This window comes from Amycolatopsis sp. NPDC005961 (assembly GCF_040629235.1).
Taxonomy (GTDB): Bacteria; Actinomycetota; Actinomycetes; order Mycobacteriales; family Pseudonocardiaceae; genus Amycolatopsis; species Amycolatopsis camponoti.
In genome coordinates this window covers 1-20,155 of the sequence record NZ_JBEXVF010000093.1, presented here as the reverse complement: position 1 = coordinate 20,155, position 20,155 = coordinate 1, and the positions used below count along the sequence as shown (strand labels likewise).

Annotated in this window: 20 protein-coding genes; 5 read left to right on the top strand and 15 right to left on the bottom strand. The window is 73.8% G+C overall.

Annotated elements, in window-relative coordinates; translation table 11 throughout:
* The first annotated feature begins 144 nt into the window (after positions 1-144).
* Positions 145-765 (top strand): TetR/AcrR family transcriptional regulator, encoded by a 621-nt coding sequence (locus ABZ342_RS44060; RefSeq protein ID WP_360486600.1) that lies wholly within the window; start codon positions 145-147, stop codon positions 763-765.
* Between the two features lie 376 nt (positions 766-1,141).
* On the opposite strand, the gene ABZ342_RS44055 is transcribed toward ABZ342_RS44060, so the two are convergent.
* The 6 genes from ABZ342_RS44055 to ABZ342_RS44030 form a co-directional block, all read right to left on the bottom strand.
* Entirely contained in the window at positions 1,142-1,564 is a 423-nt protein-coding gene (locus ABZ342_RS44055) for a S26 family signal peptidase (RefSeq protein ID WP_360486597.1), read from the bottom strand.
* Positions 1,561-3,375 (bottom strand): ABC transporter ATP-binding protein, encoded by a 1,815-nt coding sequence (locus tag ABZ342_RS44050; RefSeq protein ID WP_360486594.1) that lies wholly within the window; start codon positions 3,373-3,375, stop codon positions 1,561-1,563. The genes ABZ342_RS44055 and ABZ342_RS44050 overlap by 4 nt, the downstream gene beginning before the upstream one ends.
* Before the next feature lie 3 nt (positions 3,376-3,378).
* Positions 3,379-3,876, bottom strand: a complete 498-nt coding sequence (locus ABZ342_RS44045) for a TlpA disulfide reductase family protein (RefSeq protein ID WP_360486591.1) — start codon at positions 3,874-3,876, stop codon at positions 3,379-3,381.
* Positions 3,876-4,382, bottom strand: a complete 507-nt coding sequence (locus ABZ342_RS44040; RefSeq protein ID WP_360486588.1) for a MauE/DoxX family redox-associated membrane protein — start codon at positions 4,380-4,382, stop codon at positions 3,876-3,878. The genes ABZ342_RS44045 and ABZ342_RS44040 overlap by 1 nt, the downstream gene beginning before the upstream one ends.
* A gap of 71 nt (positions 4,383-4,453) precedes the next feature.
* A complete protein-coding gene (locus tag ABZ342_RS44035; RefSeq protein WP_196425352.1) occupies positions 4,454-4,621 on the bottom strand; it encodes a hypothetical protein in 168 nt (55 codons plus the stop codon).
* 122 nt (positions 4,622-4,743) lie between these two features.
* Positions 4,744-7,176 carry a tetratricopeptide repeat protein gene (locus ABZ342_RS44030; protein ID WP_360486585.1) on the bottom strand — a complete coding sequence of 811 codons (2,433 nt, stop codon included), beginning with the start codon at positions 7,174-7,176 and terminating at the stop codon, positions 4,744-4,746.
* A 305-nt stretch (positions 7,177-7,481) separates the two neighbouring features.
* Between ABZ342_RS44030 and ABZ342_RS44025 the strand changes: the two genes are divergently transcribed.
* Entirely contained in the window at positions 7,482-10,403 is a 2,922-nt protein-coding gene (locus tag ABZ342_RS44025; RefSeq protein ID WP_360486582.1) for a BTAD domain-containing putative transcriptional regulator, read from the top strand.
* On the opposite strand, the gene ABZ342_RS44020 is transcribed toward ABZ342_RS44025, so the two are convergent.
* The 6 genes from ABZ342_RS44020 to ABZ342_RS43995 all read right to left on the bottom strand — a co-directional run bounded on the left by ABZ342_RS44020 (position 10,376) and on the right by ABZ342_RS43995 (position 14,900).
* Complete coding sequence (locus tag ABZ342_RS44020) at positions 10,376-10,783, bottom strand: S26 family signal peptidase (RefSeq protein WP_360486579.1); 408 nt, start codon at positions 10,781-10,783, stop codon at positions 10,376-10,378. The genes ABZ342_RS44025 and ABZ342_RS44020 overlap by 28 nt on opposite strands.
* Entirely contained in the window at positions 10,783-12,573 is a 1,791-nt protein-coding gene (locus ABZ342_RS44015) for an ABC transporter ATP-binding protein (RefSeq protein WP_360486576.1), read from the bottom strand. Before ABZ342_RS44015 ends, ABZ342_RS44020 begins: the two co-directional genes overlap by 1 nt.
* Positions 12,570-13,061, bottom strand: coding sequence for a hypothetical protein (locus tag ABZ342_RS44010; protein ID WP_360486573.1), 492 nt, complete (start codon positions 13,059-13,061; stop codon positions 12,570-12,572). The genes ABZ342_RS44015 and ABZ342_RS44010 overlap by 4 nt, the downstream gene beginning before the upstream one ends.
* 12 nt (positions 13,062-13,073) lie before the next feature.
* Positions 13,074-13,607 carry a MauE/DoxX family redox-associated membrane protein gene (locus tag ABZ342_RS44005; protein WP_360486570.1) on the bottom strand — a complete coding sequence of 178 codons (534 nt, stop codon included), beginning with the start codon at positions 13,605-13,607 and terminating at the stop codon, positions 13,074-13,076.
* Between the two features lie 73 nt (positions 13,608-13,680).
* Entirely contained in the window at positions 13,681-13,818 is a 138-nt protein-coding gene (locus ABZ342_RS44000) for a hypothetical protein (protein WP_360486567.1), read from the bottom strand.
* A 248-nt stretch (positions 13,819-14,066) separates the two neighbouring features.
* Positions 14,067-14,900, bottom strand: coding sequence for a PhzF family phenazine biosynthesis protein (locus ABZ342_RS43995; protein ID WP_360486565.1), 834 nt, complete (start codon positions 14,898-14,900; stop codon positions 14,067-14,069).
* A 259-nt stretch (positions 14,901-15,159) separates the two neighbouring features.
* Here ABZ342_RS43995 and ABZ342_RS43990 point away from each other — a divergent pair, with 259 nt between their 5' ends.
* The 3 genes from ABZ342_RS43990 (at position 15,160) to ABZ342_RS43980 (ending at position 17,713) form a co-directional block, all read left to right on the top strand.
* Positions 15,160-16,062: a helix-turn-helix transcriptional regulator gene (locus ABZ342_RS43990; protein ID WP_360486563.1), complete on the top strand. Its 903-nt coding sequence runs from the start codon at positions 15,160-15,162 to the stop codon at positions 16,060-16,062.
* Positions 16,063-16,116: 54 nt separating this feature from the next.
* Positions 16,117-17,139, top strand: coding sequence for an NAD(P)-dependent alcohol dehydrogenase (locus tag ABZ342_RS43985; RefSeq protein WP_360486560.1), 1,023 nt, complete (start codon positions 16,117-16,119; stop codon positions 17,137-17,139).
* A gap of 187 nt (positions 17,140-17,326) precedes the next feature.
* Complete coding sequence (locus ABZ342_RS43980; protein ID WP_360486557.1) at positions 17,327-17,713, top strand: hypothetical protein; 387 nt, start codon at positions 17,327-17,329, stop codon at positions 17,711-17,713.
* Between the two features lie 98 nt (positions 17,714-17,811).
* Here the strand turns inward: ABZ342_RS43980 and ABZ342_RS43975 are convergent, their stop codons facing one another.
* Genes ABZ342_RS43975 through ABZ342_RS43965 form a run of 3 tightly spaced genes read right to left on the bottom strand, consistent with a single transcriptional unit; the run spans position 17,812 to position 20,068 of the window.
* Entirely contained in the window at positions 17,812-18,753 is a 942-nt protein-coding gene (locus tag ABZ342_RS43975; protein WP_360486554.1) for a LysR substrate-binding domain-containing protein, read from the bottom strand.
* Positions 18,754-18,810: 57 nt separating this feature from the next.
* Complete coding sequence (locus ABZ342_RS43970; RefSeq protein ID WP_360486551.1) at positions 18,811-19,818, bottom strand: amidohydrolase family protein; 1,008 nt, start codon at positions 19,816-19,818, stop codon at positions 18,811-18,813.
* A 4-nt stretch (positions 19,819-19,822) separates the two neighbouring features.
* Positions 19,823-20,068 (bottom strand): hypothetical protein, encoded by a 246-nt coding sequence (locus ABZ342_RS43965; RefSeq protein ID WP_360486656.1) that lies wholly within the window; start codon positions 20,066-20,068, stop codon positions 19,823-19,825.
* Positions 20,069-20,155 lie beyond the last annotated feature (87 nt).

The following is a 20,155-nucleotide window of genomic DNA, read 5'->3' as shown; positions in this document are numbered from 1 at the left end:
GGAGAATCGTACGGACCGGATCGACGGTGATCGGGGCCAGGACACGCGGCTCGGCGACACTCAGTCGCGATAAACGGACGATATCGTCCGGCTAATCGGCTGTCAACGACTCCGGCGAAGCACCGAACTGCGATGATCGGAGCCGTGAGCGAGAGCAGAGGTGGCCCCGGCAGGCAGCGGGAGCTGCGGCGGGACGCGATCGACAACCGCGACCGGGTCTTGGCGGCGGCCGCCGTCGCGGTCCGCCGGGAAGGGACCGCGGTCCCGATGGCCACCATCGCGGCGGACGCCGGGGTCGGCGTCGGGACCGTCTACCGCCACTACCCCTCGCGGGACGCGCTGCTCGGAGCCTTGACGCACCGGTCCTTCCAGCTGGTGCTGGAGACCGCCCGCCGGGCCGCCGCCCTCGACGGACCACCGATCGAGAGGATCCGCTTCTTCCTCGAACGAACCATCGAGCACGGATCGGATCTCGTGCTCCCGATGCACGGTGGCCCGGCACCCAGCGACCAGGCCACCGTCGCGCTCCGGGACGAAACCCACCGGACGCTGGGGTCGATCCTCGAACAAGGACGGGACGACGGCACGATCCGGGCCGACGTGACCAGAGCCGACATCGTCAGCTTCGGCGCATTGCTGGCGCAGGGTCTCCCCCACGTCCCGGACTGGAAAGCCACGGCCCGACGCCAGGCTGATATTTACCTCACCGGACTCCTGAATCGCACCGGCCGGCCAGATGCGGACCGCCGAACCGTCGACGGTTAGCGTCCTGCTTGCCGAGAGTGGTCAGGTGCTGCCGCCGAAGGTGCCGATCCCGTCGCTCAGCAGGTCGAACGCCTCGTCGATCCCCTGTCTCTGATCCGTGGCGACAGTCGAGGCCGGTTCGCCGGCTATGAGCCTTCGCAGGGAGCTGACCACAACGGTGGTCGCCGCGGCCCGGTGCATCAACCCCCGACCGGACGGCCCGCTGCCGTCGACTGGTCCACAGTCGCGCCGGCGCCCGCGTGTGACGCGACCAGGTTCTGCCGTCGGCGGCACGGTAGACGGCGTCTGCCTGCTCGGCCCGAACACGATCGACCTCGTCTTCGCCGAAGAGGCGAGCGCGACCGAGGCTGCGCCGGCTACCGCGCCCTCGGGTGAGTCACTCGCGGGAGACCTGCCGCACCACCACACCGACCAGCCGCTCCCGCGGCACGAACCCGTAGTGCCGGGAATCCCAGCTGGACGGCCGGTTGTCACCCAGGACGACAGCGCAGCCCGGGGGCACCGTCGCACCTCCGAGGCCGTGCACGTCCGGGTCGGCCCAGGCGGGCGGCAGGCGGTCACCCTCCACCGCCACCACGCGTTTGAGCAGCAGCTGGTCCCCCGTCGGCGCTCCGCTCGGCAACGGCGGGTAGCGCAGCAGGGTCACCTGACCGCGCCGGGGACGGCGGGTGCGGCGCACCAGGACCCGGTCGCCGGAGCGCAGGGCCGGGGCCATGCTCGCACCGTCCACTGTGGTCAGGATCAGCGCGCGGCGGGCCACGACCGCGGCCAGCAGTCCGGCGAGGACCAGGACTCTCACGGCACGGCCTGGTAGCCGTCGGCCTGCAGGCGGAACAGGCGCGCGTAGCCGCGGCCGTCGGCGAGCAGGGTTTCGTGCGTGCCCAGCTCGGCGATCCGGCCGTCCTCGAGCACCGCGATGCGGTCGGCGTCGCGCACCGCGCTCAGCCGGTGGGAGATGAGCAGGCTCGTGCGGCCCCGCCGGTGCTCGCGGATGCGCGCGTGCACCTCGTGCTCGGCCTCCGGGTCGAGACCGGAGCTCGGCTCGTCCAGGATCATCAGGTCCCGCCCTTCCCGGACGAGCGAACGGGCCAGCGCCAGGCGCTGCCACTGCCCGCCGGAGAGCACCACGCCGGTCGAGGTGTCCTCGCCGAGCTCGAAGATCCGGGTCAACGGCGTGTCGTACCCGCGCGGCAGCGCGGCGATCCGGTCGTGCGCGCCCGCCCGCGTCGCGGCGGCCACCAGCCGGTCGCGGTCGTCCAGCGCGGACAGCTCGCCGAGGCCGATGTTCTCGGCCGCGGTCATGTCGTAGTTCATGTGGTCCTGGAACACGGCGCTGATCCGCTCGCGCAGCGACGCGGGCGGGAGGTCGCGCAGGTCCACCCCGTCCCAGAGGATCCGCCCGCGCGTCGGGTCGTACATGCGGCACAACAGCTTCACGAGCGTGCTCTTGCCCGCGCCGTTGAGGCCGACGAGGGCGACCGCCGCGCCGTGCGGGATGGTGAGGTCCACCCCGCGCAGCACCCACGGGTGCTCGTCGCTGTACCGGAACCACACGTCACGCAGCTCGAGCCCCTGGCGCAACGCCGGTGCCGCGGCACCGGATCCGCTCAGCAGATCGGGTTCCGCGCGGACCACGGCGACGTAGTGCGCGAACGACAGCAGCCGGGCCTGGCCGTTGGCGATCGCCGACGCACACGTGCCCAGCGCGCCCTGCACCCCGGCGACGGCCGCCACGAACATCGACACGTCGCCGGCGCTGAGCGACCCGCCGGCCGCCGACGTGATCGCCCACCACAGCCCCGCACCGGCGACGGCCGCGCTCAGCGCCGTCAGCCCGCCCATCGTCCACAGCTCGCGTTCGTCCATGCGGCGCTGGGCGTCGTTGGCGCTGCGGCGCTCGTCCATCAGCCGGGCGCGCAGGAACGCCCCGATGCCGAACAGCCGGATCTCGGTCGCGGCGGCGACCCCGGTGAGCAGCTGGCTGTAGAAGAACTCGCGCCGCGCGAACCGCTCGACGCGCCATTCCACCGCGGCGCGGCGCCGGGCCAGCAGCAGTTCGGCGAGCAGCGCGGGGATCGCGGCGGCCAGCACGACGCCGGTCATCGCCGGGCTCAGCACGAGCAGCGAGCCGAGGAACCCGGCCAGCGAAAGGGTTCCGCTGAGCGTGCCGCCGACGCCGTCGACGATCTCCGGCACCCGGCCGCAGCTCTCCTGGGCCAGCCGCAACCGGTCCTGGTAGGCCGGGTCCTCGAAGGTGCGCAACCCGACCTGACGGCCCAGCGCGGCGAACAGCCGGTCGGTGGCGACCGCGCTCGCCGCGCGGCCGATCTGCGCGCGGACGTAGTGGACCACCACCGGCAGCGCGGCGACGGCCAGCCCGGCGAACGCCAGCGCCGCCGCGAGGCCGCCGACCGCGCCGCTGCGCTCGACGAGCCGGTCGAGGACGAGCTTGGTCAGCCAGGCGGTGGCGATCGGCGCGGTCGCCGCGGCCGCCGTCATGACCAGGAGCCCGGCCAGCCGCGCCGGGCCGGACCGCCACAGCAGCACAGCGGCGGCCGCGGCCGCCGCCCGCACCTGGTCCGCGCCGATCCGCCGGTCCGGTTCGCGCACCGGTCAGCGCCCGGCGGGCACGGGCAGCTCGGGCACCCGGCCCGCGGTCGCGACCACCCGCCCGTCGGCCACCACGTACATCGCGGGGGTCCAGGTGTTGCGGAACGCGGCGGCGACCGGGCCGCCGTCGAGGTCCGCCGGCACCACCCGCGCGACCTCGGCGAGCGCGCGCACGGTGTCCGGCTCGTCTCCGCCGAAGACGGCGAAGACGTTGTCCCGGCCCTGATCGCGGGCGTAGGCCAGGAAATCCGGGAGAGCGTCGTGACAGGCCGCGCAGTCGGCGGAGAAGAACGCCACCGTGCCGGTCAGCGTGGCGGTGGTGACCGGCTCGCCGTCGGTCGTGGTGGCGGCGAACTCGCCGATGGCCGAACCCGGGCGCAGCGCGAAGAGCGTCTCGGCGGCGCTCTGGGCCCGCATCCGGCGCAGGATCCCGACGGTCAGGAGCAGGTTCACGAGGCACAGCAGGCCGAGCAGCACCAGGGCGGCGACGACGAAAGGCATCAGGAACTCCTTGCGAACACGACGGCGATGTCATCCATCGCGATGACGAGCACGGCGGCCACCACACCCGCCGCCAGAGCGACGGCCGCACCGGCGACGGGCGGCAGGTGCTCCGGCGCGAGCGCGCCGAGGACGGCCAAGATGGCCAGCGCGCTGTTGCGGGCCAGGTGACGCGGTCCGACCGGAGTGTCGGCCGCGCCGAAGCAGCGGCACGGCGCGGGCCGGCCGCGGCGCAGCGAAGCGGCGATGGCGGTGGTGAACGCCAGCAGCAAGCCGACGGCGAGGACGAACGCCGCCGTCGCCGTGGCGGGCACGACCGCGAGGGCCGCGATGCTCCCTTCGGCGGCCACGACGGCCACCGACACCGGCAGGACCCACCTCGCCGGCATCGGCACCAGCACGGGCACCGACCGCGCGAACCCGCGGAAGTCGCGCAGCTTCGCCACCGACGAGGCGGCGAACACCACGGCGAGCAGCGCCGCGGCGGCCGCCCGGAGGTACTCCATGTCACTCCTTAGACGCCGGGCGGTGTCCGCGGGGAAGGGGCGGACACCGACCGGCAAGCCCGGGACGGTGCTCAGCAGCTGCTGCGGACCTTGGTCCACTCGCAGCCGTCCTGCGGGCAGCAGAACCGGTACCAGTAGCCGGGGTGGCCCGCGGCGTTGCAGAAGTAGGTGCCGCTGCAGGCGGAAGCCTTGGCGGTGGGCACGATCCGGGTGAGCACGCGGTCGATCAGGCGCCCCATGATTTCTCCCTTCGACGGTGGACGTCCACGGTGCGGGATGCGGTTCCGCGATCCCGCGCCGGCTGCGAGCATTGCGGGCAGCCGCGTCCCCGGGCAGCAATCCCGGACGAACCCGGACGCCCTCACCCGCCGGCGGTGACCGGCCCGCCCACGCCCGCGGTGATCTCGGCCGGCTCCGGCAGGCCCAGCTCGCGGTGGTGGTCACGGGCGGCGAGCCAGTGGTGCCGGGCCCGCACCGAGTCGCCCAGCGCGGTCAGGGCCCGGGCGAGACCGGTGTGCGCACGGGCCGCCTGGTGCAGGCTGCCGAGGTCCACCGCCATCGCCAGCGCGCACTCGTGCGTCGCCCGGGCGTGGTCGGTGCGGCCGAGCTCCGCCGACGCGTCGGCGAGGCACAGCAGCGCTTCCACGTGCAGGTCCCGGTCGCCCGCCTGCTCGGCGATGGCCGTCGCGCGGCGGAAGTACCCGCGGGCCTCGGCGTGCCGGCCGGACCGCAGGTGCGTGTCGCCGATGTTGAGCAGGGTGCGGCCCGTGTCGCTCGGGTCGCCGACCCGCTGGTCGATGGTGAGCGCCCGCTCGTGGAACTCCAGTGCCTCGGCGGACCGGCCCAGCCGACCGTGGACGTAGCCGAGGTTGGTCAGCGCGGTGCGTTCGCCCGACCGGTCGCCGACCTCGCGGGCCAGGGCCAGCGCCTCCCGCAGGAACCCCGCCGAACGCGCGAAGTCGGCGTCCCAGGAGGCGATCGCGCCCAGCGTGCCGAGCGCCCGGCACTCGCCCCAGCGGTCTTCCGCCCCGCGGAAGCAGTCCAGCGCCTGGCCGGCGCACCGCGCCGCCACCTCGTAGCGGCCGACCTGGCCGTGGGTGGCCGCGAGGCTCACCAGGGCGTGCCCGCGGGCGACCGGGTCCGCCGACTCCGCCGCGCTCGTGTGCAGGACCAGCGCTTCGCTGAGGTAGCCGCCGGTCTGCAGATAGCGGAACAGAATCCGCGACAGCAGTCCCGCGTGGCCCGACGCCACCCCGTGGACGCCGGCCCCGACCAGGTTGGCCCGTTCGGCGTCCAGCCACGCGGCCGCCTCCGCGCGATCGGTCAGCGGCGGGACCGGCAAGCCGGGGTCGGGGACGCGCGGCAGGTGCTCACGCACACGCGGCGCGTACCGGTCCATCGCGGTGACGGCGGCGAACGCGTAGTAGTCGAGCAGACGCGCCAGCGCGGCCCGCCGGCCGGCGGAGACGTCCTCGTCCTGGGCGCGGGCCATCGCGAACGCCCGGACGAGGTCGTGCAGTTCCAGCCGGTCCGCCCCGCGGCGCCGCACGAGGCTCGCGGCGGCGAGCCGGTCCGCGGTCCGGGTCGCCTCGGCCAGGTCCGCACCGGCGAGCGCGGCGATGCCGTAGGCGTCCAGGTCCGCGCCCGGGTGCAGGGCCAGCAACCGCAGAGCCCGCTGTTCCGGCTCGTCGAGCTGGTCGTAGGACAGGCTGATCGACGCGTCCACGGCGTTGTCGAGGCGCAGGTGCGCGCGCCGCTGCTCGAGCCGCTCGAGGTGGTCGGCCAGCCGCCACGACCGGTGGGCCGGCGCGGTCATCCGCAACGCGGCGAGGGTCAGCGCGAGCGGCAGGTGGCCCAGCTCGGCGGTGATCCGCCGGGCGACGCCGGGCTCCCGGTCGACCCGCGCCGCGCCGACGGTGCGCCGCAGGTAGGCCACCGCCTCGTCCGGATCCAGCACGTCCAGCCGCACGTGGACCGCGCCGGTCAGCCCGGAAAGCGCCGTGCGGCTGGTGACCAGCACCGGCCCGCCCCGTTCGTCGGGCAGCAGGGGCCGGACCTCGTCCTCACCGCGTGCGTTGTCGAGCACGACGAGCAGGCGCCGCCCGGCCGAGCGCTCCCGGTACAGCCGCTGCTTGCCCGGCAGGTCGGCGGGTACGGCGTGCCCGGGCACGCCGAGCAGCCGCAGGAAGGAGTCGAGCACCGCGGCCGGATCCACCGGCGGCCGGCCGGGGTCGGGGTGGAAACCGCGCAGGTTCACGAAGAGCGCGTTGTCGAACCGGCCCGTGCGCAGCAGCGCGTGGGCCGCGTGCACCGCCAGCCCGGTCTTGCCGACCCCGGCCATGCCCGCGATCGCCGCCACCTGTCCGCCCGCGGCGCCGCCGAGCACGGCGGACAGCCGCGCGAGCTCCGCGCGACGCCCGGTGAAGTGCGGTATCGCCTCGGGCAGGCCGAGCTGGGCCTGCACGAAGGTCGCCGCTTCCGCGCGGCTGCGGATCACCCGCAGCATTTCCTGCCAGGCGGCGACGTAACCCGGGGCGGGGTGCAGCACCTCGACGACGGCCAGCACCAGATCGGTGTTGGGGCGGGCGCGGCCGGTCTTGAAGCAGTCGGCGACCGTCGTGCGGGCCGTGCGCTCGCCGGGCGGGCGCCCGGCCGCGGTCCAGAGCCGGTTCACCCGCTCGGCGATCTGCGCGTACGACGGGCCACCCGCCCACGTCTTGAGCAGCCGCAGCTGCGCGACCAGCTCGTCCAGCGTGCGCGCGTGGCCGGGATCGGGTGGTTCGGTGAACGCCATACCGCCATGGTGGCCGCGGTTCCGCTGCCTACTCCGTCCAAAACGGACAAGCGGCGGCGCGATCCGGGGAGCGGCCGCACGTTTCGGGTCAGCGCGAAACGTTTTCGGGCCGGTTGACGGCGCTCGCGAGCCGCTGGCACGGTCGGCACCGCGAGAGTGGCACCACCCGGCTGGGGAAGGCGCGGGTGCGGAGCCGAGCTCTTTCGTCACCGGGCGGCACTTCCTGGGGAAGGCCGACGCCCGCTGACCACCGCGCCGCGGGAGGACCCACCGCCGCCGAGCGCACGAAATCGAACCGTCACGGCGTGGTCGAGCACGCCTTGGAGCGGACGTACACGCCGCCGATCTTGAAGGGCACGGGATTGCTGGAAGCCACGGTGCTCGGCCCGGTCGGCGCGCGGGTCCACGGGACACCGGTACCGGTCAAGGGGCGGTTGGGGCGCACGGTGCTCGCCGCGCTGGCGCTCGCCGGCCGCCAGCCGGTGTCGGTGGACCGGCTGATCGACGCCCTGTGGGGCGAGCGGCCCCCGGCCACCGCGCGGACCCAGGTGCACATCCAGGTGTCCAAGCTCCGGGCCGCGCTCGACCGGGCGGGCGCGGCCGCGGCCGTGGTCACCGTGCCGAGCGGGTACCTGCTGGACTGCCTCGCCGACGTCGGCGAGGTGCGGCGGCTGCTGAGGACGGCGCGGGCGGCCGGCGATCCCGCGGACGCGGCCGGCCTGCTGCGGTCGGCGCTCGACCGGTGGACCGGCACGCCGCTGGGCGGGGTGAGCGCGCACCTCGCCGGTGCCGAGCTGCCCCGGCTGGACGAGCTGCGGATCTGCCTGGCCGAGGAGTGGATCGACGCGGAGATCGCGTGCGGGCGGGCCTCACGGTTGCTGCCCGAGCTGACCGCGCTGGTCCAGGCGCACCCTCTGCGCGAGGGCCTGCACCGCCGCCGGATGCTGGCGCTGCACCGCGCCGGGCGGCGGGCCGACGCGCTGGCGGCGTTCCAGGAGGCCCGACGCGTGCTGCGCGACGAGCTGGGGGTGGATCCGTCCCGGGAGCTGCTCGCGCTGGAGGCGGAAATCCTCGCGGTCGAGGCGCCGCCGGCGGTGACCGTGGTGCCCGCCCAGCTGCCGCCGCGGGCCTCCGGGTTCGCCGGGCGCGACGCCGAGGCGGCCACGATCAGGGCCGCGCTGGCGCGCCGGACCGACGCGCCACCGCTGGTGCTGGTCACCGGGATGCCGGGGATCGGCAAGACGGCGCTGGCCGTGCACGCGGGCGCGGCGTCGGTGCACGCCTACCCCGACGGGCAGCTCTACGCCGACCTGCGGGGCGCCGACGCCCGGCCGGCCGCGCCGCACGAGATCCTCGCGTCTTTCCTCCGGGCGCTCGGCGTGCCGGCGCGGTCGGTCCCGGCCGGCGTCGAGGAGCGCACGGCGGAGTTCCGCAGCCGCACGGCGGGCAAGCGGGTGCTCGTGGTGCTGGACAACGCCGCCACCGCCCGGCAGATCGAGCCGCTCCTGACCGCCGGCCCGGGCTGCGCCACGATCGTGACCAGCCGGTCCGTGCTGCCCGAAGTCGAGCCGTCGGTCCGGGTGCCGCTCGCCCCGCTGTCCGACGAGGTTGCCGCGACAGTGCTGGCGAACGCGGCGGGCGCGGCCCGGCTGACCGAAGGCGAGGGCACGGTCGCCACGGTGCTCGAGGCGTGCGGGGGCGTGCCGCTCGCGTTGCGGATCGCCGGGGCGCAACTCGCCGCGTACCCGAAGCTCAGCGTGGCGGAGCTGGCCGCGCGGCTGTCCGACGAATCGAGGCGGATGCGGGAGCTGGTGGCCGGGCAGCGCAGCGTGCGGGACAGCCTCGACGCCAGTTTCCGGTTGCTGGACCGGGATGCGCGGGCCGCGATGCTGGCGCTTGCGGCGATCGGGTCGCCGACGTTCACCGGCTGGCCGCTCGCGGCCGCGCTCGACGTGCCGCTCCCCCGCACCGACGAAGTGCTGGCCCACCTGTGCGCGATGAACCTGCTCGACCGGGCCGGCCCCGGGCGGGACGGGGTGCCCCGCTACCGGATGCACGACCTCGTGCGGGCCTACTGCCGCACGGTCGGGCCGTCGCTCGCCCCGCCCGCCCTGGACCGGCTGGCCGGGTGGGCGGTCGCGCTGACCAGGCACGCCCACGAGGGCGTGCTGGGCCTGCCGGCCGGTTACCCGGTGCTCGCCGAGACCGCCGCGCGGCTCGACCAGGACGTGCTGGGGCGGGTGGTGCGGGAGCCGCTGCCGTGGCTGGGCGCGGACGTCGACGTCCTGCTCGCCGTGTTCGGCCTGGCCGTGCGCGGCGGCCTGCCCCGGCCCGCGGCGGCGCTGCTGCTGGTGCTGCGGGCACCGCTCGTGCGGCTCGACCTGTCCGACCACGGCGCCCGGGCGGGCGCGCGGCTGGCGAACGTCGCCGGCGCGGACCCGGTGGTGCGGGTGACCGCGGCGCTGGTCGCGGCGACGGCGCGGATGCACCGCGGCCGGTACGCCGACGTCGTCGCCATCCTGACCGAGGTGCCATTGGCCGACGTCGACCTCGCGCTGCGGGCGGAGGTGCTGACCAAGCTGGGTGACGCGTACGAGCGGTGCCGTGACTGGCACCGCGCGATCACCGCCGCGCGCGAGGCGGTCGTGTGCTTCCGGAAGTCCGGCAACCTGGCGGGCATGTCGGGCGGCCACGCCACGCTGGCCGCCCTGTACCGGGACCACCTCGGCGACCTCCGCGCGGCGCGGCTGCACGGCACGAAGGCCCTGCGGCTGGCCGACGCCGCCGGCGACTGGAAGACCCGGGCGCAGGTGCGGCTCGTGGTCTCGCGCACGGCCTTGGCCTGCGGCGACGCGGCGGCCGCGGCCGGCCTCGCCGAAGAAGCCCGCGGCCTGTCCGAGCGGAACGGCGACCCGATCGGCCAGACCTGGTGCCTCACCGCCGAAGCCGACGCCCACCGGGCGAACGGCGACCTGCCCGCCGCCCGGAGATCCGCCGACCGCGCGCTGGGCCTGGCCCGTCGCATCCGCCGCCCGGACGCCGAGTCCGCGGCACTGCTCGCGCTGGCCTCGATCGAGCTGGCCGCCGGTGACCGGGCCGCCGCGCGCCGCGTCGCCCACGCGTCCCTGCGCCTGCAGGACCGGTTCGACAGCCCGGTCGAACGGGTCGGCGTCGAGAAGGTGCTGGCGGAGATCGACTGTCAGGTGCCCTCCGGCGCCGGGCGGTGAGGGACCGCACCGGCGACGCCGGCCAGGTCGACGTAGCCGAGCTGGCGGGAATCCTGGCTGTGGCCGGTGTTGTCGCCGGTCACCACCACCCGGCCGGCCGGGACGACCGGGTGGTCGGCCGCCAGCCAGGCGGGCACGGGGTCGCCGGCGACCGCGGCGATCCGCTTGATGCGCCACGCGACGTCCTTCGCCCCGGTTCGCGCGCGGAAGACGATCACGTCGCCGACGCGGTAGTGCCGTCGCCGGGTCGCGACCACCCGCTCGCCGTCGCGGAAGGTCGGGGACATGCTGTGGCCCCGGACGCGGGCCACCACGTACCGGCGGCGCAGCAGCACGACCAGCAGCACCAATACCGCCACGACCGCGGCGAGCCCGGCCATCACGCCTCCACCATCGCGTATCCCTTGGCCTGCAACGAGAACAGCCGGGCGTACTCGCCGCCCGCGGTGAGCAGCTCGTCGTGGGTGCCCTCTTCGATCACCCGGCCGTCGCCGAGCACGACGATCCGGTCCGCGCCGCGCAGGGCGGAGAGGCGGTGGGAGATCAGCACGCTGGTCCGGCCGGCCCGGTGGGCGCGCAGGGCCTCGTGGGTCCTGGCCTCGGCGTCGGCGTCCATGCCGGAGCTGGGTTCGTCGAGGATGAGCAGGTCGGCTTCGGCGCGCATGAGCGACCGGGCCAGCGCCACCCGCTGCCACTGGCCGCCGGACAGCGCCGCCCCGGCCTTGTCGTCGACGTCCAGGAACGCCCGCGACAGCAGGGTTTCGTAGCCGCGCGGCAACGCCGACAGCGCCGGGTCGATCTCGGCCAGGCGGGCCGCCGCGCGGACGCGGTCGAGATCGCCGAGACGGGCGACGTCACCGATGCCGATGTTGTCGGCCGCGGTCAGGTCGTAGCTGGTGAAGTCCTGGAAGGTGGCGCCGATGCGGGCCCGCAACGCGGCCGGGTCGCAGGAGCGGATGTCCACGCCGTCCCACAGGATCCGGCCGCGGTCCGGGTCGTAGAAGCGGCACAGCAGCTTCACGAGCGTCGACTTGCCCGCGCCGTTCACCCCGACCAGCCCGACCGCCGCGCCGCCGGGGATCACCAGGTTCACCCCGCGCAGCACCCACGGGCCGGTCGCGTCGTAGCGGAACCAGACGTCACGCAGTTCGATGCCGGCGCTCAGCGCGGGCACGGGGTCCGTTCCGGAGGCCAGGTCGGGTTCGGTCGTCACGACGTCGAGGTAGTGCTTGAACAACCCGAGCGAGCCGCCGGCCCGGCCGAGCTGGCCCAGCAGCGTGCTCACCGGGGACTGGATGCCGGCCACCGCGGCGGTGAAGAGGGTGACGTCGCCGATGGACAGCGACCCCCGGGCGGCGCCGGTCGCGGCGACCACGAGGGCGACGCCGGCCACCACCGCCGACACGATCGCGGCGGTGACCCCGGCGACCGCGATCCGGCGCTGCATCGCGCACTCGCTCGCGGTGGCCGTGCGGACCGCGGCCACCATCCGCGACCGGAACAGATCCGCGAGGCCGAAGAGCCGGATCTCCTTGGCCGCCCGGATGTCCGAGCACAGCGAGCGGAACAGGAACCGCTCGCGGTGGGTGGTCATCATGGCCTCGACCTCCCGCGCGCGCAGCCGGGACAGGGTCAGCTGGGAGATCGCGGCGGCCGCCAGGGACACGGCGAGCAGCCCGGCCATCGGCGGCCACACGAGCAGGACCGCGCCGCCGAACGCGAGTACGGCGACCACGGTGCGCACCGATTCGACGGTCAGCGCCAGCACCGCCGGCGCCGCCTCCTGCGCGCCCTGCTCGGCCAGCCGCACCTGGTCCAGGAACGCCGGCTCCTCGAGCCGGCGCAGTCCCGGCAGCGCGCCGACCGCGCCGACCAGCCGGTCCTCCGCCTCGATCGCGGACTTGGCCCGCACGATCGAGGTGCAGTACGACGCGACCGCGGTGATCGCGGTCGCGCAGGCGAGGCCGGCCGCCGAGCCGATGGCCAGCAGCACGATCAGGCCCTGGTCCCGGCCGCCGGTCAGCTCGTCGAACAGCAGCTTCCCCAGCCACGCCGACACCGCCGGCAGGGCCGAGGCGAGCACCGCCAGCGCGATCGTGGCGCCGGTGGCCACCCGCGACGCGCGCCAGGCGACCCCGAACGCGGGACCCGCCGCCCGGAGCGGGTTCATCGGACGGGCTGCGGGCGCACAGCGTCGAGGTCGTGGCCGGCGGCGGTGATCCGCCGGTCCCGCACGCGGATCAGCGTCGGGGTGACGTCACCCGCACCGAACGCGGCCGCCACCGGGCTGCGGTCGCCGACGAAGGCGACGCGCACCGCGGGTCCCAGCCCGGCCGCGTACTCGACGGCCGCGTCCCGGTCTCCGCCATCGATGACGAAGGCGACGGCCGGCTCGGTGAGCTGGCCGGCGATGCGCTGACAAGGCCCGCAGGTCGGCGACAGGAACGCGACGAGCGCGTCGTCCAGCTCGCGGTCGGTGACCGTCTCGCCGTCGGCGTCGGTCACCTCGAACGCCCCGATCTCGGTGCCCGCCGCCGGCAGCGCGGGCAGCGCCGGCCGCCGCTGCTCGTTCAGCAGCCGGATGATCGCCGCGGACAGCAGGAGGTTGAGCACCGTCAGCACGGCCAGCACCGCGACCACGGCCACCAGGAATGACATGGGATACCTCTTTCAGTGGTTGGCGGTGTCCGCCTTGCCGACCAGGCCGGCCAGGCTGTCCCAGTTGATCGCGACGAGCGCGGCGAACGCGCCGACGAGCGCGGCGGCCGCCCCGGTGTCGAGGCCGAGCGCCGGTCCCGGCGGGACGGCAACCGCGGCGGCGGTCCCCGCGGCGAGCAGTGCGTTGCGGACGAGGTGGGCCCGGCCGAGCACCGCCCCGGAGCGGCCGAAGCAGCGGCAGGTGACGCGGCGGCCGGCCCGCATCGACCGGGCGATCGCGGCGCAGAAGACGAGCAGCACCGCCGTCGCGAGCCCCAGCCCGAGCCGGGAGGTGGCGGGGAACGCGACGAGCCCGGCCACGGCCAGCTCGGCGACGGCGGTCCCGGCGGCGACCGGCAGCCAGCCCACCGGCGACCGGCCGAGCGGCGCCAGCGACGCGGCGAACTCCGCCAGCCGCGCCCGCCCGGCGAGCTTGCCGACGGCCGCGACCCCGAACACGAGCCCGGCCAGTACCCGGGCGGCGAGCACGAACTGCGCGCTGATCATCGGTGACCTCCCTTGCCGGGCCACGCCTTTCCCGCCCCGAGAACCGCGACGGGAAAGGCGCGAGCGCCACCGGTTACTTGCAGCTGCCGTAGCAGTCGAAGTGGAACGTCTTGCAGACCTGGCCGTGCTCGGGCACGCAGGCGCCGGCCTTCACCTCGCGCAGGAACAGCCCCAGCAACCGGTCGCCCAGGGTGTTGATCATGCGAGCCATGATCACTCCTCTCGTTAGCGGGAATCGACGGGGTGATCGTGGCTCAGGCGCGCTATCCGTTCGCTATCGCGGAAATCGCTGTACCGTCCCGCACCGGACCACTGACCGGAAAGGACACGCGTGGACTTCATGCTCGAGGCCCGGACCGCGATCGTTTGCGGTGGCCCCCAGCGACCCGGTTGGGCCAGGCGTCTCACGCGCGCGTGCAGTTCGGAACCCGCCGCCGTGGGCTCGAGAAGGCCCGGAACCTAGTGCCACTGCCCGGTGATGCCGAGTGCCGTGCGGCCTCCGACCCAGATCTCGCCGTCGTGGTGGGAAAGGTGGATTCGGCCCCGGCGCTGAAGTGCCGCGCCCTGCGTGGCGGTGTACCGCGCGGGGGCGCCGCCCGCTGGAATCAGCCACTGCGCGACAGCCGCGTTGAGGCTGCCGGTGACCGGGTCCTCCTCCCAGCGGGTGCCCTCGTCGGTGAACGCCCGGACCTCGAACAGCGCCTCGCTTCCCGCCGGGTGCGGCCCGACGACGCCGACGGCGGAAAATCCGCTCAACCGTCCGTAGTCGGGAGTGATGGCCAGGACGGCTTCCGCGGAAGCAAGCAGGACGACGACCCACCCGGGGCCGTTGTCGGCCCACCGGGCCGCCGTGATCCGTTCCGGTTCGATGCGCAGCCCGGCGGCAAGAGCACGCAGCTCGTAGTCGGTCACGGGGGCGTCGCGCAACAGCGGCGGCGCAGCGAACCACAAGAGGTCGGCGTCGGAGCGTAGGTGGACCGGGCCGGCGCCGCACTGCTGCTCGATCCGGCCGGCTCGGCCGGGGGTGTTGCCGGCTGCCAGCCAGGCGCGTGCCGCTCCGAGGGTGGCGTGGCCGGCGAAGGGCAGTTCGCGGCTGATGGTGAAGATCCGGAGGCGGTAGTCGGCCGAGGGGTGCGTCGGGGTGAGGAGGAACGTGGTTTCGGCCAGGTTGGTCCACCGCGCGATGGCCGCCATGTCGGTGGTGCTCAGGTCGTCAGCGTTGTGCACGACGGCGACGGGATTGCCGTAGGGGAACTCGTCGGCGAAGACGTCTACCTGGTGGAACAGCCGCATGACGCCAGCTTACGAGAAGGTTCGGTGACCGGAAGTGCCGGTGGCCGCGATCATCGGGCCAGCGTGGTGGAGTCCGTTGGGGTGGAACGGTTCCCCAGCTGATCGAGCACGGCGTTCCGTCGACACTCCACTGTGGAATCGCCGGACGCGGACGAAAGCCGGCGGCACAGTGTCCCCTCATGCCGCGTCGCCCGGGAGCGCTGATGGTCACCCTCTCAGGGTGTGTCAGCTTCGGGGAGAGTTGCCTACTGTGGGAAACATGCACCACCTCGACGCCGACAACTCGCTGGGCGAGTTCCTGAGGGCCAGGCGAGCGCTACTGGACCCGGTGGCGCAAGGGCTGCCGGACCAGGGTCGCCGACGGGTGTCGGGGCTCAGGCGCGAGGAGGTCGCGTTCCTCGCCGGGGTGAGCCCGTACTACTACGCACGGCTCGAACAGGGGCGCGATCGCAACCCGTCCGCGGCCGTGCTCGACGCGATCGCGCGAGCGCTGCAACTGGACGACGCCGGGTCGGCGCACCTGCGGCAGCTTGCCACGGCCCCGCCTCCGCGGCGGCGACGTGCGCACCGGCCGGAAAAGGTACGTGCCGGTCTCGCCCGGCTGGTGGAAAGCTGGACCGCCAATCCCGCGGTGGTGATCGGCCGGTACCGCGACGTGCTGGCCGCCAACGAGCTCGCGACGCTGCTCAACGAAGGGTTCACCCCCGGCCGGAACCTCATGCGTGACGTGTTCCTCGACCCCGCCGCACGCGAGATCTACCCGGACTGGACCACGATCGCGCACAGTGTGGTCGCGAGCGTCCGGTCCACGGCCGGCACCGACCTCGACGACCCGCGCCTGACCGAGCTGGTCGGCGAGCTGTCGCTGAAAAGCGCGGAATTCCGCACGATGTGGGCACGCCACGACGTGCACGAGCGGACTGATGGCACGAAGCGTTACAACAATCCCTTCGTCGGCGAGATCACGGTGAACTACCAATCCCTCTCCGTGACGGGGTCGGTCGGGCAGACGCTGTACCTCTACTCGGCGGCCCCGGGCTCCGCGGCAGAACAGTCGCTGGCCCTGCTCGCCAGCATGGCCGGCCGCACTGCCCCGACCGAACCCGATCGGCAGAGCAGCGACAGCGGTACGACGGGCCAGAGAACGTCCGAGCCGAACTGAGGTATGCGGTCGGCGCGCCCGCGACAGAGATACGACAACGACGGGGAGCTTTTGATGACCGAGACCATGCGGCGCTGGGAAATGGACGACATCGGCCGCGATCGGCTGGAACTCAGGCACGTTCCGGTTCCCCAGCCGCAGCGGGGCGAAGTTCTGGTGCAGGTGGCGGCCGTCGCACTCAACTACCGCGACAAGATGGTCACCGAAAGCGGGCGGGGGTTGCCGCTTTCCTTTCCGTTCACCCCCGGTTCCGACCTGTCGGGAACAGTGGTGGCGACCGGCGACGAGGTCACCCGCTTCGCCATCGGCGAGCACGTGATCTCCACCTTCACCCCGGACTGGATCGACGGCCGCCGCCACGGCGACGCCCGGACGCCGTCCTACCGGACCCTCGGTGGTCACTACCCGGGCGTCCTGGCGGAATACGTGGCCTTGCCGGCGGAATGGTTCGTCCACGCGCCGGGAACGCTCGCACACGCGGAAGCCAGCACGTTGCCGTGCGCCGGGCTGACCGCGTGGTTCGCGCTCGCCGAACGTGGCGGAGTGCGGGCCGGCGACACGGTACTGGTCGAGGGGACCGGCGGGGTGTCGCTGTTCGGGATCCAGCTCGCGAAGGCACTGGGCGCCGAGGTCATCGTGTCCGGCAGCGCCCACAAGCTGCCGCGCGCCGCGGAACTCGGCGCCGACCACTGCGTCGACCGCACGCGTGAGGACTGGATCGAGGCCATCCTCGAGATCACCGACGACCGCGGCGCGGACCACATCCTCGAAGTGGTGGGCGGGGCGCATCTCGGAAAGGCCGTCCAGACCGCGGCGGTCGGTGGGACGATCTACCAGATCGGCGCGCTGGAGGGCTTTGACGTGACAGCTCCCGTGATGCCCCTGATGCTCAAGGACATCACCGTCCAGGGCATAGGAACCGGCCATCGCCGCGCGCTGGAAGACCTCGTCCGAGCCGTCGACCGTACCGGCCTGAAGCCGGTGATCGACGAGCGCTACCCGCTCACCGAGCTGCCCGCGGCCCTCGACCACCTCGACCGCGGCGCCTTCGGCAAGGTCGTCGTCGAAGTGGCCTGACCCGGCGATCGAGTCCGGATGCACCACGCCCGGTCGTGAGGGGCGACCACGATGCCGGCGAGTTGTCGCCGGAGGCCCGCACGTCCGAGCGAGAGGCCGGAGCGTGGCGGCGTCGGCTCAGACGGTCGATCGTGCTTCCCGGGACTCCGCCTCCAGCGCGGCGAGTCCACCGAGCACTTTGCCCGGTGTGAGGGGCAATTCGCGGAACCGCACTCCGATCGCCGACCTCGACGACGCGCTCCCGCTGGACGACAAGCTGTGGCTCATCTGGCGGCGCTGGACCGACTGGGGGACGCGGAACCCGGCTCGTCGCCGCGCTCTGCTGCTGATCGGCGTGTCGGAGTACGTGAGCAGCCGGACGCGGCAGGAGTCGGAGCTCGAGTCCGTCGTCGGCGTGGAACTCTTCCAGGAGGCGAGTCGTACAGGTGTCTTGCGGCAGCAGCCGATCCGGTTCGTCGGCGCTCTCGTCGAGGCGGTCGCGAATTCGACCATGGACCTGATGGCACTCGAGCCCGCCAGGGCCGACGAGTACCGCTTGGCGGGGTACCGCGCCATGCGGAACATGCTTGGCTGACCGGTCACCCCGCCCGTGCACGAGCGGACATCGGCGTGGTGGAGCGGGAATGGTTCACCAGGCGCGCCGGGACGGGCGGCCCGGCGCGCGGCCGGAACTCAGTCGGATCGAGCCGGCCGCGGATGCACGGAATCCGCGACCGCGACCAGCGACTGCATCATGGCCTCCGAAGCCGGGCTCAGCCGACGGCCGGCCGCCAGCGTGATCCCGACGCGTGCGCCGACGAGGTCGAGTGAGATCGGCAGTGCGGTGAGCCGGGGGTCGCTCGCGCCGATGAGTTCCGGGAGCGCGGCCACCATGTCGGTCTCCACGAGGAGCTGGCGGATGGTGAGGAACGCGGTCGTCTCGACGCGGTTGGCGGGCAGGGAGACGTCGTTGCGGTGGAAGAACTCCTCGAGCTCCGTGCGCAGCGCCGTCTCCACCCCCGGCAGGATCCACGGGTAGGCGATCAGCTCGTCGAGCGGGATCTCGGTGCGTTCCGCGAGCGGGTGGCCGCTGCGCGCGATCACGCGGATGGTCTCCGCGTGCAGCGTCTGCTGGATCGCCCCCTCCGGGGGGACCGTCGCCAGGCGACCGACGATGAAGTCGATCTTGCCGGCGACGAGGTCTTCGAGCAGCGCCCCAGGCGTCGCTTCGCGCACGACGATCCTCAGGGCGGGGCGGTCTCGCTTGAGATGGGCGATGGCCCGCGGCAGCAGGAGGTTGGAGCCCGCGAGATGGGTGCCGATGACCACGTGGCCGCGGGTGGCGTCGGCGATCTCCTGGAGGTGCCGGCTCGCCTGGTTCATCTGGGCCAGCGCCGAGCGCGCGTACTCGGTGAAGGCGTCACCGAACTCGGTGGGCCGGATCCCCCGCGGGCCGCGTTCGTAGAGGGTGACGCCGAGGATGCGTTCGAGGTCCTGGAGGCTGCGGGTGACCACGGGCTGGGTGACGTGGAGCGCGGCCGCGGCGCCGACCACGCTCCCCTGGCCGGAGAGCGCCTCGACGAGCAGGAGGTGGCGGAACTTCAGCCGCCCGTCCAGCATCCGCGGTATTTCCATACGAGGACGGTAGACCGCCTTGCGTGCCAGGGCATAGCCGCACGGCCGTGTGTCCCACTATGGACATACCCGCTGGTCGGCGGGCACGCGCCCGAGCCAGCTCAGCGCGTTGCCGCCGGCGATCGCCTCGCGCTCCGCGGCGCTGAGGAAGTCGGCCTTCCGGAGTACCTGGCCGACGGGCCGTTCGCCCAGCGGGTAGGGGTAGTCGCTGCCCAGCATCACGTGGTCCGCGCCGAGGGTGTCGACCAGCGTGCGCAGGGCCACGGGGTCGAAGACGACGCTGTCCACGCTGAACCGGCCGAGATAGGCCGAGGGCGGCCGCTGCGAGGTGGCGATGAGGTCCGGGCGGCGGTGCCAGGCGTTCTCCAGGCGCCCCAGCCAGAACGCGAACGACCCGCCGCCGTGCGCGAAACAGATCCGCAGCGAGTCCGGCACCCGGTCGAACACCCCGCCGAGGATCATGGCGAGCACGGAGAGGTGGGTCTCCGCCGGCATCCCGGTCAGCCACCGCGCCATCCAGCGGTCCAACCGCGGCGAGGTGGGCATGTCCCAGGGGTGCACGAAGACCGGCGCGCCGCGCGAGGCCGCGTGCTGGAGGAAGGTGACGACGCCTTCCGCGTCGAGGTCCTGGTCGCCGACGTGGTTGCCGATCTCCACCCCGGCGTGCCCGGCGTCCAGGCAGCGGTCGAGTTCGCGGCAGGCCGCGTCGGGGTCCTGCAACGGCACCTGGGCGAACGAGATGAAGCGCTCCCGATCGGGTGCACAGATGTCCAGGGCGAGATCGTTGAAGATCCGGCAGACCTTGACCGCCTCGGCACCGCTCAGGTCGTACCCGAAGAACAGCGGCGTGGGCGAGACCACCTGAGCCCGCACCCCGTCGGCCGTCATGTCGGCCAGCCGGGCCGACGCGTCCCAGCAGGTCGAGTCGATGGCCCGGAACTCGGTCTCCCCCACCATGATCATCGCCTGGCGTTCGGACTCCACGCGCAGCCAGGGCTGTCCGGGACCGAGGTCCGGCCAGCCGGCCGGGACGTAGTGGGTGTGCACGTCGATGACATCGGACACCGGATCAGCCCTTACCGGGGTGCAGCGCGCCGCAGTTTCCGCACGTGCGCTGCTCGACGGACGCGTGGAAGGCCTCGAACACCGGCGGCAGGTCGGCGACGATGTCCCGCACCTGCAGCTCCACCGAATGCACCTTCGTGCCGCACTCGCGGCAGAACCAGCCGAACTGCTCCGTCGTGCCCTCGGGGCGGACGCGCTCCACCACGATGCCGATGGATCCTTCCTCCGGGCGCTGCGGTGAGGGGTCTATCCCGTGATCGGTGTTTCCGGCGTTGTTGATCAGTAGGTTTCGGCTCCCGGCCAGCGATCACCGAAGGTGATGGCGAACGCGTTGATC